At 46.8% G+C, this 14974-nt stretch carries 14 protein-coding genes; 11 read left to right on the top strand and 3 right to left on the bottom strand.

Going from position 1 to position 14974, the window contains the following annotated elements; translation table 11 throughout:
- The first annotated feature begins 45 nt into the window (after window positions 1–45).
- Window positions 46–960, top strand: coding sequence for a transcriptional activator NhaR (gene nhaR, locus K6Y21_RS19450; RefSeq protein WP_233073570.1), 915 nt, complete (start codon window positions 46–48; stop codon window positions 958–960).
- Window positions 961–1079: 119 nt separating this feature from the next.
- Here the strand turns inward: nhaR and rpsT are convergent, their stop codons facing one another.
- Window positions 1080–1340 (bottom strand): 30S ribosomal protein S20, encoded by a 261-nt coding sequence (rpsT, locus tag K6Y21_RS19445; RefSeq protein ID WP_233073569.1) that lies wholly within the window; start codon window positions 1338–1340, stop codon window positions 1080–1082.
- A 191-nt stretch (window positions 1341–1531) separates the two neighbouring features.
- On the opposite strand from rpsT, the gene murJ reads away from it, so the two are divergent.
- From murJ to glnB, 7 genes are all read left to right on the top strand, one after another.
- Entirely contained in the window at window positions 1532–3094 is a 1563-nt protein-coding gene (gene murJ / locus K6Y21_RS19440; RefSeq protein WP_233073568.1) for a murein biosynthesis integral membrane protein MurJ, read from the top strand.
- Between the two features lie 56 nt (window positions 3095–3150).
- On the top strand, window positions 3151–4083 hold the full coding sequence (gene ribF / locus K6Y21_RS19435; RefSeq protein WP_233073567.1) for a bifunctional riboflavin kinase/FAD synthetase: 933 nt from the start codon (window positions 3151–3153) through the stop codon (window positions 4081–4083).
- Window positions 4084–4117: 34 nt separating this feature from the next.
- A complete protein-coding gene (gene ileS / locus K6Y21_RS19430) occupies window positions 4118–6943 on the top strand; it encodes an isoleucine--tRNA ligase (RefSeq protein ID WP_233073566.1) in 2826 nt (941 codons plus the stop codon).
- Window positions 6936–7457 carry a signal peptidase II gene (gene lspA / locus K6Y21_RS19425; RefSeq protein ID WP_233073565.1) on the top strand — a complete coding sequence of 174 codons (522 nt, stop codon included), beginning with the start codon at window positions 6936–6938 and terminating at the stop codon, window positions 7455–7457. The genes ileS and lspA overlap by 8 nt, the downstream gene beginning before the upstream one ends.
- A complete protein-coding gene (gene fkpB / locus K6Y21_RS19420; RefSeq protein ID WP_233073564.1) occupies window positions 7450–7884 on the top strand; it encodes an FKBP-type peptidyl-prolyl cis-trans isomerase in 435 nt (144 codons plus the stop codon). Before lspA ends, fkpB begins: the two co-directional genes overlap by 8 nt.
- Window positions 7885–7893: 9 nt before the next feature.
- Window positions 7894–8823: a 4-hydroxy-3-methylbut-2-enyl diphosphate reductase gene (gene ispH / locus K6Y21_RS19415; protein ID WP_233073563.1), complete on the top strand. Its 930-nt coding sequence runs from the start codon at window positions 7894–7896 to the stop codon at window positions 8821–8823.
- A gap of 95 nt (window positions 8824–8918) precedes the next feature.
- The gene (gene glnB / locus K6Y21_RS19410) at window positions 8919–9257 is read left to right on the top strand and encodes a nitrogen regulatory protein P-II (protein WP_233073562.1); all 339 of its coding nucleotides are present in this window, start codon (window positions 8919–8921) and stop codon (window positions 9255–9257) included.
- Between the two features lie 71 nt (window positions 9258–9328).
- Here glnB and K6Y21_RS19405 read toward each other — a convergent pair whose 3' ends face one another.
- Window positions 9329–10087: an outer membrane protein assembly factor BamD gene (locus K6Y21_RS19405; RefSeq protein WP_233073561.1), complete on the bottom strand. Its 759-nt coding sequence runs from the start codon at window positions 10085–10087 to the stop codon at window positions 9329–9331.
- A 130-nt stretch (window positions 10088–10217) separates the two neighbouring features.
- Between K6Y21_RS19405 and rluD the strand changes: the two genes are divergently transcribed.
- The 3 genes from rluD to clpB all read left to right on the top strand — a co-directional run bounded on the left by rluD (window position 10218) and on the right by clpB (window position 14583).
- A complete protein-coding gene (rluD, locus tag K6Y21_RS19400; protein ID WP_233073559.1) occupies window positions 10218–11192 on the top strand; it encodes a 23S rRNA pseudouridine(1911/1915/1917) synthase RluD in 975 nt (324 codons plus the stop codon).
- A gap of 3 nt (window positions 11193–11195) precedes the next feature.
- Window positions 11196–11942, top strand: coding sequence for a peptidoglycan editing factor PgeF (gene pgeF, locus K6Y21_RS19395; RefSeq protein ID WP_233073557.1), 747 nt, complete (start codon window positions 11196–11198; stop codon window positions 11940–11942).
- Between the two features lie 67 nt (window positions 11943–12009).
- Complete coding sequence (gene clpB, locus K6Y21_RS19390; protein WP_233073556.1) at window positions 12010–14583, top strand: ATP-dependent chaperone ClpB; 2574 nt, start codon at window positions 12010–12012, stop codon at window positions 14581–14583.
- A gap of 98 nt (window positions 14584–14681) precedes the next feature.
- On the opposite strand, the gene K6Y21_RS19385 is transcribed toward clpB, so the two are convergent.
- Window positions 14682–14974, bottom strand: a 293-nt coding sequence (locus K6Y21_RS19385; RefSeq protein ID WP_233073555.1) for a hypothetical protein, incomplete at its 5' end; no start/stop codon positions are given.

Below are 14974 nucleotides of genomic sequence, written 5' to 3'. Positions count from 1 at the left end.
TTATATTAATCTCAATGCATTAGGTTCCTTTTTTGAGCGCGCGACATGTCTCACCTGAATTACAACCATCTTTATTATTTTTGGATGACGCAGAAAAAAGGCTCAGTTACCAAAGCGGCTGAAGCCTTATTTTTAACGCCACAAACCGTGACGGGGCAGATTCGTCAGCTTGAACAACGCCTTGGTGGACGTTTATTTGTGCGTAAAGGGCGCAATTTGGAAGCGACCGATTTAGGCCAGCTGATTTTCAAGTATGCCGATCGCATGTTTACCCTAAGTTATGAAATGATTGATATCGTTAATTACACTAAGGATAAAAATATTCTGTTTGAGGTAGGCATTGCAGATGCCTTGTACAAGCGCTTAGCGAGTCGCGTGCTTATGACGGTTGTGCCTGATGATGGCTCGATTCACTTATGCTGTTATGAGTCGACCCATGAGATGTTACTGGAAAAATTGAGCCAACATAAATTGGATATGATCCTATCTGACTGTCCGGTCGATTCCAGCCAAAACCCCGGCTTGTTTAGCAAGCAAATTGGCTATTGTGGTGTCAGTTTCTTCTGCCATACACCGATCCCAGAATCGCCCTTTCCTGCTTGTTTAGAAGAGCGTAAGTTACTTATGCCTGGACGGAAAACCTCTTTAGGCCGTAAGCTGATTACCTATTTTGATGAGCTTGGGGTTTCACCGCAGATTTTGGGTGAATTTGATGATGCTGCATTAATGAAAGCGTTTGGCGAATATAACAAGGGGATCTTTGTTGCCCCGAGTATTTACAGTGATGAAATTACCGCCTCGGGTAATGTTGAGTTAATTGGTGAAACACACGATGTCACCGAGGAATATTATGTGATTTTTGCCGAGCGTATGATTCAACATCCAGCAGTGAAGCGTTTATGCGAAAGTGACTTCTCAGCCTTGTTTTCTGGCTTAGAAAGTCCCGCCCGCAATAATTAAGTTGGTTGTTATGTCGGTGCCCTTAGCTCAGGGTGCCATTTGCCTAATTAAGCGTAAAAATAAGACAAAAAAAAACCGACTTAAGTCGGTTTTTTTAGCTACTTTGCATCAAGCAAAAATTACAGCGCTTTGATTTGAGCGTTGTATTTGCTCTTATGACGAGCAGCTTTGTTTTTGCTGATTAAGCCTTTAGTTGCGTAGCGGTCAAGTAGAGGTTGTACCTTCTTGAATGCTTCAGTAGCGGCTTCTTTGTTGCCTTCTGCGATAGCAGCAACAACGCGTTTCATGTATGTGCGCATCATGGAGCGACGGCTAGCATTATGCTGGCGGTTCTTCTCAGCTTGGATTGCGCGTTTCTTAGCAGACTTGATATTAGCCAAGTTCTAACTCCTAAAATCTGTCAAAACGGGGTGTATTTAAAGGCCGTGGAATATGCCTCTTTTTACGTCTTTTGTCAAACCTTTTTGTGTATTTAAACACCACTGCATGGTATCTCACCCACAGCACGGTTAAACTAGTCGGCGAATTCTAGCAGCAATCGCGCTGCACTAACAGTTTAAAGAGGCAATACTTGAGTAAAAAACTACTTAAATCGGGCGCGATTGTCAGTGCCATGACCTTGATCTCGCGGATCTTGGGTCTTATCAGGGACATGGTAGTCGCTAATATTCTTGGGGCGGGGGCGGCGGCCGATGTGTTTTTAATGGCCAATAAGATCCCCAATTTTTTACGTCGCTTATTTGCTGAGGGGGCATTTGCCCAAGCTTTTGTTCCCGTATTTTCTGAGTATCAAGAAAAGCACTCGGCGACTGAATTGCAAAAGTTAATTGCCGCGGTGTCGGGTACCTTAGGTACCATAGTGACGGTGATTACCTTGGTCGGGGTGATTGCGTCGCCTGTGATCATCGCTTTATTTGGTTTTGGTTGGTTTGTGGATTGGTGGCAAGGCGGCCCCGATGGTGAAAAATACGAACTTGCCTCAAGTTTGCTTAAAATTACCTTCCCCTATTTATGGTTTATCACCTTTGTTGCCATGAGCGGTGCCATTTTAAATTCACTGGGTAAATTTGCCGTAGCGGCGTTTACCCCGGTGTTTTTGAACGTGGCCATTATTAGCTGTGCCTTGGTATTTGCGCCTTATGTTGAACAGCCTGAATACATCATGGCAACTGGGGTGTTTGTTGGCGGCTTAGTGCAATTCTTGTTTCAAATTCCGTTTTTGAAAAAGGCGGGCGTATTAGTTAAACCTAAATGGCATTGGCACCATCCCGGCGTGGTTAAAATTCGCACCTTAATGATCCCTGCTATGTTTGGGGTATCTGTTAGCCAGATTAATTTGTTATTGGATACCGTGATCGCTAGTTTTCTCCAAAATGGCGCATTGAGCTGGCTGTATTTTTCTGATCGCTTATTAGAGTTTCCTCTCGGATTATTTGGCATTGCGATTGCAACCGTGATTTTGCCAAGCTTGTCCCGTTTGCATGCCAGTGATTCTAAGCAAGACTTTGCTCAAACCCTTGATTGGGGTTTTAGGCTTGTTTGTCTGTTAGGCGTGCCGGCCATGTGTGGGTTAATTTTATTAGCCAAGCCAATGTTAGCGGTGCTATTTATGAGTGGTAAGTTTGGCCAAAGTGATGTCGACATGGCCTCGATTAGCCTGATGGCGTATGGTTTTGGCTTGCTCAGTTTTATGTTAGTGAAGGTCCTGGCGCCAGGTTATTACGCACGTCAAGACACGAAAACACCGGTTAAATATGGCATTGTTGCCATGGTCAGTAACATGGCATTTAACATTATTTTTGCGATTCCCTATGGTTATGTTGGCTTGGCGATTGCTACTTCGCTATCGGCCTCGTTGAATGCGTTTTTATTATGGCGTGGCTTAAAGCTGCAAGGGGTATTTGTATTGCAACCGGGCAGTATTTGGTTCTTGATCCGTCTATTTATGGCCGCGGCCGCGATGGCGGCGGGGCTGTGGTACTTTACGCCTGATCTTGCGACTTGGGTACAGGCAGATAAATTAAACCAAATCATTCATTTAACTGCGTTAATTGTTGGTGGCGCAGCGGTATATTTGGCAATTAATTTTATTTTCGGCTTACGTGTTGGTGATCTTCGCACGCGAGGGGGCTGATTACTCAAGCTGGCTGTTATATAATCCGCCAGTTTTGTGGTAACAGGTAGAGCGTAATGGAGTTAATCCGAGGCATTCAAAATATTCGACCTGAGCATAAAGGTTGTGTTTTGAGCATAGGCAACTTTGATGGTGTCCATCTGGGGCATCGTGCCGTATTGCAACAGTTACTTGCAAAGGCTGAGCAATTTGCCGTGCCTGCTACCGTGATGACGTTTGAGCCTCAGCCGCTTGAGCTTTTCCTTGGCGAAAATTCGCCAGCACGTTTAAGCCGCTTACGGGACAAATTTCGCCAGTTACAGCAATTTGGATTAGCCCGGCTGTTATGTGTGCGATTTAGCCGTCAATTTGCCGCCATGGATGCCAATCAATTTATAGAGCAAATCTTGGTTGAGCAATTAGGCGTGAAATTTTTAGTGGTGGGGGATGATTTCCATTTCGGTTATCGCCGCCAAGGCAACTTTGAATTATTGCAGCAGGCGGGCGCGCGCTTTGGATTTGATGTGATTGCCACACAAAGCTTGTTACAAGGTGAAACCCGAGTCAGTAGCACGCAAATTCGTGATGCGCTGGCTGCGGGACAGCTGCAGCAAGCGCAGCAATTACTTGGTCGCCCTTATAGTATCAGTGGGCGAGTAGCCCATGGCCAGAAGTTAGGGCGCACCATAGGTGTGCCAACGGCCAATATTTGGCTTAAGCGCCTAGTTACCCCCGTTAAAGGCGTTTATGCCGTAGACATAAAAGGGGCGGGCACCAAAACCTACCATGGCATTGCCAATATAGGGACTAGGCCGACCTTAAATGGCGAGCGCCAGCAACTTGAAGTACATATTTTCGACTTTAGTGGTGATCTTTATGGTCGTCAGTTAGAAGTCGTGTTAAAACAAAAAATACGCGATGAACGCAAATTTGAACATTTTGCGGCACTGCAACAACAAATTGAATTAGATATTGCTCAGGCGCGTGAATTTCACCAGTCTGCAATATAAAAACTGACCTTCCCGATAATGGAACTTGGATTAAATGAGCGATTATAAAGACACCCTGAATCTTCCTAAAACAGGGTTCCCGATGAAAGCAAACCTTGCTAATCGTGAACCTAATATGTTGAAAGAATGGTATGCAAAGGATCTTTACGGCAAGATCCGTGAGGCAAAAAAGGGTAAAAAATCCTTTATTCTGCACGATGGCCCTCCGTATGCGAACGGCGATATTCACATTGGTCACTCAGTTAACAAGATCCTAAAAGACATTATTATCAAGGCGAAAACCTTGTCGGACTTCGACTCGCCTTACATTCCGGGTTGGGACTGTCATGGTCTGCCAATTGAGCTTAAGGTTGAGCAAAAGGTAGGTAAACCGGGCCAAAAAATCACTGCGGCTGAGTTTCGTCAAAAGTGTCGTGACTATGCGGCGCGCCAAGTCGACGGTCAACGTAAAGACTTTAAACGCCTGGGTGTACTAGGGGATTGGGATAATCCTTACCTCACCATGAACTTTGATACCGAAGCCAACATCATCCGCGCCTTAGGTAAGATCATTGACAAGGGCCACCTTCATAAAGGCTCTAAGCCAGTGCATTGGTGTACCGATTGTGGCTCTGCTTTGGCTGAAGCCGAAGTTGAATACGAAGATAAAACGTCACCTGCCATTGATGTGCGTTTTGCGGCTAAAGACGATGCCGATGTGGTTGCTCGCTTTACCTTAGAAGGCGATGCCGGAGAAGGCCAAGTATCGGTACTGATCTGGACCACCACTCCTTGGACCTTACCCGCTAACCGTGCGGTCGCGCTTTCGGCAAACCTTGATTATGTGTTAGTGGAAGTGACTTCTGCGGCGGGTAAAGAGCGTTTAATCTTAGCCGAAGAGCTAATGGCGGATTGTTTAGCACGTTACGACATCACCGAGTTTCGTAAGCTAGGTTTTGCTAAAGGCGAAGCCCTTGAGCTGGCTCAGTTTAACCACCCTTTCTACGACTATAGCGTGCCGGCCATCTTAGGCGATCACGTGACTACTGATTCGGGTACCGGTGTTGTTCATACCGCGCCGGGACACGGTCAAGACGACTTTGTGGTGGGCAATAAATACGGTCTAGAAGTGGCGAACCCGGTCGGTGATAACGGCGTTTATTTACCGGATACCGAGTTTTTTGCCGGTCAGCACGTATTCAAGGCCAATGACAGCGTGGTTGAGAAGTTAAAAGAGACAGGCGCATTAATGCACTATGTGGCTTACCGTCATAGCTACCCACATTGTTGGCGTCACAAAACTCCGATTATTTTCCGTGCGACGCCGCAGTGGTTCGTTTCTATGGATCAAAATGGTCTGCGTGACACGGCGATGGGTGAAATCAAGTCGGTACGTTGGATCCCTGAGTGGGGCCAAAACCGTATCGAAAAAATGGTCGAAGGTCGCCCTGATTGGTGTATCTCACGCCAGCGTACTTGGGGTGTGCCCATTGCCCTGTTTGTGCATAAAGAGACCCAAGAACTGCACCCTGATACATCGGCTTTGATTGAAAAAGTCGCGCAAAAAGTGGAACAAAAAGGGATCCAAGCATGGTGGGACCTCGATCCTGCCGAGTTATTAGGGGAAGAAGCCGAGCAATACCGTAAAGTGCCAGATACCTTAGATGTGTGGTTCGACTCAGGTGCCACTCATGCTGCCGTTGTTGCGGCGCGCCCTGAATACAACGGCCATAAAGCCGACATGTATCTGGAAGGCTCTGACCAACACCGCGGCTGGTTCCAATCGTCTTTGATGACGGGCACCGCGATGAACGGTGAAGCGCCATACAAAGAAGTGCTTACTCACGGCTTTACCGTGGATGCCAACGGCCGCAAGATGTCTAAATCTATCGGTAACGTGGTATCACCACAAGAAGTAATGAACGTGCTAGGTGCGGATATTTTACGTCTATGGGTTGCATCGACCGACTACACCGGCGAAATGACGGTGTCTGACGAAATCTTAAAGCGCAGCGCTGACAGCTACCGTCGTATTCGTAACACGGCGCGTTTCTTATTGGCTAACCTAAACGGCTTTGATCCGAAAACCGACATGGTGGCACCTGAGAAAATGGTGGCACTGGATCGTTGGGCCGTGGCCAAAGCTAAAGAGCTGCAAGATGCGGTGGTCGAAGCTTACGATAACTACCAGTTACTTACCGTTACACAAAAACTGATGCATTTCTGCTCGATTGAACTGGGTAGTTTCTATCTTGATATTATCAAGGACCGTCAATACACGGCTAAGTCCGATGGCGTGGCGCGTCGTAGTTGTCAAACGGCAATGTATTTAATTTGTGAATCTCTAGTACGCCTGATGGCGCCGGTGATGAGCTTTACCGCTGATGAAATTTGGAAACGCATGCCGGGTGAGCGAGATGAGTTTGTGTTTACCGGCGTGTGGTTTGATGGTTTGTTTGGTCTTGAGCAAGACGAAGCACTTAACAATGCCTACTGGGATGACGTTATCCGCATTCGTGGTGAGGTGAATAAAGCCCTAGAGCAAGCACGCCGTGATGGTAAGATTGGTGGTGGCCTAGAAGCAAATATCACCTTGTTTGTAACCCAAGCGCAAGCCGACAAGTTAGCACTTATTGGTGATGAACTTCGCTTTGTGATGCTGACTTCTAAAGCGCAGGTGAGCGTGGAAACTGCGCCTGAATCTGCCACAGTGACTGAAATGGAAGGGTTAGCGGTATTAGTTGAAGCCTCAAGCGCGGCGAAATGTACCCGTTGTTGGCATCACCGTGAAGATGTTGGCGCGGTGGCTGAGCATCCCGAGTTGTGTGGCCGTTGTGTGACTAACGTGACTGGCGAAGGGGAAGCGCGTCAATATGCCTAATTCGACGTCTGCGATGGTCGATAAAACAGGTCTCCGCTGGCTTTGGCTGGCGGTGCTTGTGTTCGCTATCGATATGATCACTAAAGCTTATGTGCACTTAAATTTTGATCTGTACGAATCAATTGAAGTGTTGCCATTTTTTAATTTCACTTATGCGCGCAACTATGGCGCTGCGTTTAGTTTTTTACATGACGCAGGCGGCTGGCAACGCTGGTTTTTCACTGGCATTGCGGTGTTTGTAAGTGGTGTCTTGTTGTACTGGCTGAAAAAGTCACCGTATCAAGAGAAGTGGCTTAATGCCGCTTATACCTTGATCTTAGGTGGGGCGATTGGCAATTTAGTTGATCGTCTCTATCACGGCTTTGTGGTGGATTTTCTCGACTTTGATCTGGGTTTTTACCGTTGGCCGGCATTTAATGTTGCCGACAGCGCGATTTTCTTAGGGGCATTGATCATTATTCTTGATGCCATTTTTGTTAAACGTCCTGATCCAAAGGAAGTGAAAGATGACTAAGCAAATCGCAGCGAACAGTGAAGTGGTGATGCATTTCACCATCAAGCTTGCCGATGGCTCTGCAGCCGACAGTACCAAGGTGAATAATAAACCCGCCAAGTTTCGCATGGGCGATGGTAGCTTAACGGTGAACTTTGAGAAGTGCTTATTAGGCTTAACAGAAGGCGAAAGTAAATCCTTTGAATTGCAACCACAAGATGCCTTTGGCATGCCTAACCCAGATAATATTTACCATGTTGAGCGCAGTAAGTTTAGCAGTGATGCTCCTGCTGAAGTCGGAGCTATTATTGCGTTCACTCAACCCGATGGCACTGAGTTGCCGGGCATTATTCGCGAGGTGACGGGGGAGTCGGTAACGGTTGATTTTAATCACCCATTAGCTGGCCAAGCTCTCACCTTTGATGTTGAAGTGATCAGCATAGACTAGGAGCGAATTGTGGAAATTTTATTAGCTAACCCGCGTGGTTTTTGTGCCGGTGTGCACCGTGCTATCAGCATCGTAGAGCGTGCGTTAGAGTTATTTGAGCCGCCTATTTATGTGCGTCATGAAGTGGTTCACAACAAATATGTGGTCGACGGGCTAAAGGCCCGTGGTGCGGTATTTGTGGAAGAGCTAGACGAGGTACCCGATAACTCCATCGTGATCTTTAGTGCTCATGGTGTCTCACAAGCAGTACGCAAAGAAGCCCAGCGTCGTGCCTTAAAGGTATTTGATGCAACTTGCCCATTGGTGACTAAAGTCCATATGGAAGTGACGCGTGCGAGTCGCCGGGGTCATGAATGTATCTTAATTGGCCATCAAGGGCACCCTGAAGTCGAAGGTACCATGGGCCAATACAGCAATGATGCGGGTGGCATTTACTTGGTTGAGTCGGTGGCCGATGTGGCGAAGCTCAATGTAAAAGATGCTGATAATTTACTGTTTTGTACCCAAACGACCTTGTCTGTGGATGACACCTCAGAAGTGATTGATGCGCTGCGTGAGCGCTTCCCGAACATCGAAGGACCACGTAAGAAAGACATTTGCTACGCCACGCAAAACCGACAAGATGCGGTTAAGGACTTGTCCGATAAAACCGATGTGGTGTTGGTGGTGGGGTCGAAAAACTCTTCAAATTCAAATCGCTTGCGTGAAAAATCAGAAAAGGCTGGCACGACGGCTTATTTGATTGATACCGCCGATGACATCCGCCCTGAGTGGTTCGCTGATAAGGCTAAAGTTGGGGTGACGGCTGGCGCGTCCGCGCCTGAGGTATTAGTGCGTGCGGTGGTTGCAAGAGTTGAGCAACTGGGCGGCAATGCCGTGGTTGAAAATCCGGGTGTGGAAGAAAACGTTATTTTTGAAGTGCCGCCAGAACTGCGCTAGTTACTTGAATAATCAGTGAATATTTATCACAATTGAATAACATTTGGCCGTTGGTCATAGGCCAGTTGGCGCAATACATAATACAAGGTTGAGTGATGAAAAAAATAGAAGCGATAATTAAGCCATTTAAAATGGATGATGTGCGTGAAGCACTAGCCGATATCGGCATTACAGGGATGACAGTATCTGAGGTAAAAGGCTTTGGTCGCCAAAAAGGCCATACCGAGCTGTACCGTGGTGCTGAATACATGGTGGATTTTTTACCTAAGGTGAAAATTGAAATCGTGGTACAAACAGAAGATGTTGACCGTTGTATCGAAGCCATTATCCAAACTGCGCAAACAGGTAAGATAGGTGATGGTAAGATCTTTGTCACCGATGTGGTTCGGGTGATCCGTATTCGTACCGGAGAAGAGAACGAAGAAGCGATCTAATCCTTTGGTGTTTTAAGCCAACAATAAAAAAGGCCTTGCGGCCTTTTTTTATTGTTCATGATGTTAGGAACTTAACGAACCCATTTATTGTTGGGAAAGTTGGCTTTCATCACTTGTAGTGTTCGTGCTTTTGGCGCTTCAACATTCAGTGCTGTGTAGCCTTGTAACATGACATCAAGCGCCGCTTCGGTGGCTTTGGTATCGGGGAAGTTGGTTAGTACATACTTACCACGATTGATAGCAGCGACATAAGCATCACGCTTTAGGTACCACTCTGCCACTTCAATCTCATATCTGGCCAAGCTGTCTTTAATGCCTATCATGCGGGCCTGCGCATCGGCCGCGTAAATGCTATCAGGGTAGCGCTGTAGTAGGCGCTTAAAGTCCATGAAAGCATTTTGGTAATGGATGATATTGCGATCAAAGCGGTCAATATTTAATAAACCATGAAAGAAGGTCGCGCTCATCGCCATATTCGTTAAGCCACGCATATAATAGACATAGTCGATATCTTTATGAGTTGGACTAAGGCGTAAAAAACGGTCGATATTGGCCATGGCTTGGGCGGTTGCTTCGCTTTTGTAATAAGCGTAAATGAGATCAAGCTGGACTTGCTCAGAGTGCGGGCCAAACGGGTAGCGTGCATCAAGTGCTTCTAGCACATCGGCGGCTTGACCATAGTTACCCGCTTGCAGAGAACGTTGGGCATCTTCATACAAAACCACTGGAGATTTATCTGGTACCGTTTCCTGGTCATCTTTGGATGAGCAGCCTAAGGTAAACAATGCGGTGAATGCGACCGCCGAAATGAACCGAACACGTTTCTTCATAATTCCAATTTAATTTTTGGTGTTTTCGTAAAAGGACAAAGTATCCGTTATGCTGAGACAAAAGAAAAGTTAAAATAAATGATATAGTGATGCTATTCGGCTTTTAAGCCCCAATAATGATAAGAAGTATATGAGTCAAGAATTAGAGTTACAGGCAGAGGTGGCCCCTCATCAAATAGGCCAACGTTTAGATCAAGCGCTGGCCGAGCTATTTCCAGATTATTCCCGCTCTCGTATAAAAGAGTGGATATTGGCCGATCGTGTTGAGATTGATGGTGCCCTGGTTAACAAACCAAGAGAGAAGGTGTTGCCTGGGCAACAGATTCAACTCAATGCCTTATTAGAAGATGAAGTGCGCTTTGAAGCGCAGCCTATCGAGCTCAACATCGTATATGAAGATGACGATATCTTGGTGATCAACAAACCAGCGGATTTGGTGGTTCACCCCGGTGCGGGAAATCCGGATGGCACGGTGCTCAATGCGTTATTGCATCATTACCCGGCAATCGTTGAAGTGCCGCGAGCGGGGATAGTACATCGTCTAGACAAAGACACGACAGGCTTAATGGTGGTAGCGAAAACCGTACCGGCGCAAACCCATCTCGTTACAGCGCTTCAAGCGCGTGAAATCACGCGTGAATATGAAGCGATTGCCATTGGTCGTTTGACCGCGGGCGGGATGGTCGATGCGCCGATTGGTCGCCACGGTACCCATCGTACCCAAATGGCGGTGCGTGAAACAGGTAAGCCTGCCGTGACACATTATCGGGTCGCAGAGAAATTTCGCGCTCACACTCGATTAAGATTACGTCTTGAATCGGGTCGTACTCACCAGATCCGTGTTCATATGTCACACCTTGGACACCCACTGATAGGTGATCAGTTATATGGTGGTCGTGCTCGCTTGCCGAAAAATGCTGGCCCAGAGTTGGTTGCCATGCTGCGCGGTTTTAAACGCCAAGCTTTGCATGCCGCTATGCTTGAACTAGACCACCCCATTACTGGCGAGCGAATGCAATGGCAGGCGCCTATTCCGCAAGACATGATTGAATTGACCGAAACGTTAAGACAAGACACCAAAGATAACCCTGTAGAAGATTATTAATTGATGCATCTTATTAAACCTAACTGGCCCGCTCCTGCAAATGTGGTGGCATATAGTACTACCCGACATGGCGGTGTGAGTTTAGGCCCTTTTGCAAGTTTAAACCTCGGGCTGCATGTGTCAGATTGTACTGAGCATGTTTTGAGCAACCGCGCTTTACTGGCTGATGGGTTAGGTTTAACTCGGCAACCTCTCTGGTTAGAGCAGGTGCATAGTGTTGATATTGTCAAGTATGATGCCAGCGATGAAACCGCTGACTGTCCGCCAGCGATTGCGGATGGCAGTTGGACTGACTTAGCAGAGCGCCCTTGTATTGTGATGACCGCAGATTGTTTGCCAGTCCTTTTGACCGACTATCATGGCTCTTTTGTTGCCGCTGTTCATGCTGGTTGGCGTGGACTCTGTGATGGTATTTTGCAACGTGCAATCCAAACAGCGCCAACAAAGCCTGAACGCATTTTAGCTTGGCTCGGCCCTGCCATTGGGCCCGATGCATTTCAAGTTGGCAGCGAAGTGCGTGACCAATTTACTGAGCAAGATACCTCATTTAAACAAGCCTTCGTCGCAGATAATCAAGGTAAGTGGTTAGCCGATCTTTACCTCCTCGCGAGGTTAATATTGGCCAAGCAAGGCGTCGAGCAAGTCTTTGGCGGCGAACATTGTACTTATAGCGAATCCAATGACTTTTTTTCATATCGCCGCGATGGTATTACCGGGCGAATGGCCAGTTTGATTTATCTAACAAAATAAAAACTTGAAACTGCCATCGCTGCACCTATCTATATAATCAGATAATGATGAAATTTAGGATTGTTGTATGCGATTAGACAGATTAACCAGCAAGTTCCAACTTGCTATCTCAGATGCCCAATCCCTTGCTTTGGGTCGAGATCACCAATTTATTGAACCTGTGCACTTGATGACGGCCTTGTTAAACCAAGACGCAGGTTCAATTCGCCCCCTCTTAACCAACGCTGGTATTGACGTTAGCGCGTTACGTTCACAGCTGTCGCAGGCCCTTGATCAATTGCCGAAAGTCGAAGGTATCGGTGGTGATGTGCAGCTCGCCAATAACCTCGGTGTATTACTTAACTACTGCGACAAGCTAGCGCAAAAGCGCAAAGATAAATACATCTCGTCTGAGCTGTTTATCTTAGCCGCTTGCGAAGACAAAGGCGCATTAGGTGATATCTTGCGTAAAGCTGGCGCCAATCAAAAAACCATAGAGACCGCGATTGAGAAGGTACGCGGAGGTCAAAAAGTCGATGATCAAAACGCAGAAGATCAGCGCCAAGCGCTAGAAAAGTTCACCATAGATCTCACCGAGCGCGCAGAGCAAGGTAAATTAGACCCTGTTATCGGTCGTGATGATGAAATTCGCCGCACTATTCAGGTATTACAGCGCCGTACTAAAAATAACCCAGTTTTGATTGGTGCACCGGGCGTGGGTAAAACAGCGATTGCCGAAGGGTTAGCGCAGCGGATCATAGATGGTGAAGTGCCGGAAGGATTAAAGCATAAACGCGTGCTTTCTCTTGATATGGGCGCCTTGGTTGCCGGTGCTAAGTATCGTGGTGAATTTGAAGAGCGATTAAAAGCGGTGCTAAATGAACTGGCTAAAGAAGAAGGCCAAGTCATTCTGTTTATCGACGAGCTACATACCATGGTCGGTGCGGGTAAAACCGATGGGGCCATGGATGCGGGCAACATGCTTAAACCCGCATTGGCTCGAGGTGAATTACATTGCGTGGGTGCCACTACATTAGATGAGTATCGAAAATACATAGAAAAGGATGCTGCGTTAGAGCGTCGTTTCCAAAAAGTATTGGTGGAAGAGCCTAGTGTAGAAGACACGGTAGCCATTTTGCGCGGCCTCAAAGAGCGCTACGAATTGCATCATAAGGTGGAAATTACCGACCCAGCCATTGTTGCAGCTGCTCAGCTATCCCATCGCTATATTTCGGATCGTCAATTGCCCGATAAAGCCATAGATTTGATCGATGAAGCGGCATCGAGTATCCGTTTACAAATTGACTCCAAACCTGAGCCGTTGGAAAAGCTAGAGCGCAAAATCATTCAACTTAAGCTAGAGCAACAAGCGTTAGCAAAAGAAGATGACGATGCCAGTAAAAAACGCTTACAGCTGTTAAACGAAGAATTAAGCCAAAAAGAGCAAGCATTTAAAGAGCTAGACGAAGTTTGGAAGGCAGAAAAAGCGGCACTATCTGGCACGCAGCATATTAAATCCGAGCTAGAGCAAGCGCGACTAGATCTGGAGTTTGCACGTCGTGCCAGTGATTTAAGCCGGATGTCTGAATTGCAATATGGTCGCATTCCAGAATTAGAGAAGCAGCTCGATCTTGCTTCTCAAGCGGAAATGCAAGATATGACTTTATTGCGCCATCGCGTCAGTGAAAACGAAATTGCCGATGTGCTATCGCGCTGGACCGGGATCCCAGTTAGCAAGATGCTGGAAGGTGAAAGAGAAAAACTGCTGAAAATGGAGCAGCAGCTACATACGCGTGTCATTGGCCAAAATGAAGCGGTGGAAGCCGTGTCTAATGCCATTCGCCGTAGTCGGGCAGGTCTCGCGGATCCAAATAAGCCCATTGGCTCTTTCCTATTTTTAGGTCCAACGGGGGTTGGTAAAACCGAACTATGTAAAGCACTAGCAAACTTTATGTTTGACAGTGAAGAGAACATGGTGCGCATCGACATGTCGGAATTTATGGAGAAGCACTCGGTTGCACGTCTAGTCGGCGCTCCTCCAGGCTATGTCGGTTATGAAGAGGGCGGCTATCTGACCGAAGCCGTCAGACGTAAACCCTATTCGGTGATCTTATTAGATGAAGTAGAAAAGGCGCATCCCGATGTCTTTAACATCTTATTACAGGTGCTAGACGATGGCCGCTTGACAGATGGTCAAGGTCGCACGGTTGATTTTAGAAATACGGTGATCATCATGACCTCTAACTTGGGTTCGGATGTGATCCAAGAGCATTTCCAACAGGCGACTTATACACAAATGAAAGAGCGCGTATTGGCTGTACTAACGCAAAGCTTTAGACCTGAGTTTCTCAACCGGGTTGATGAAACTGTGGTGTTCCATCCATTATTTGGTGAACATATTAAAGACATTGCGAATATCCAGTTACAGCGTCTACAAGCAAGGCTACGTGACAAGAACTATCAGCTTCATGTAAGTGATGCCGCTTTATCGCATATTGCAGAAGCTGGGTTTGATTCCGTATACGGAGCAAGACCACTAAAAAGAGCGATACAGCAAGAGCTGGAAAACCCATTAGCTCAAGCCATCTTGTCGGGTAAATTGTTACCAGGCTCACCAATCAAAGTGGATTTAGAGGGTGATCACTTTAGCTTTACGCAGTAAATAGCCTGTCAGCATTCCCTTCATGCTGTGAAACGTGGAGGGAATGCTTGGTTTTTGCGCTATTTGTGTGGTTTTTGTTCGTTAATGTTTAAGTTTTATCAATTGTTACCAAAGGCCTTGCACCCAAAACGGATCTCCCTATAATGCGCATCCACTGACACGGCAGAGCGCAAGGCGCAACGCAGTATCAGGGAGTCAGAAGCTGAGGTTTCTAACCAGAAAGAAAATCGAAAATTTCTTAAAATTAACGATTGACTTTCAAAGCGGCTAGCGTAGAATGCGCAGCCCTGACGAGGTGAAGCGAAAGCCACTGAGTCAACGTTCTTTAACAATCTAATCATGCAATCTGTGTGAATACTCATGTTGAAAGCCACGGCTAACAACGCAATGG

Origin of the sequence: Motilimonas eburnea, from assembly GCF_021295345.1 — a bacterium.
Taxonomy (GTDB): domain Bacteria; phylum Pseudomonadota; class Gammaproteobacteria; order Enterobacterales; family CBDFNC01; genus Motilimonas; species Motilimonas eburnea.
This window is presented reverse-complemented; position numbering and strand designations above follow the sequence as displayed.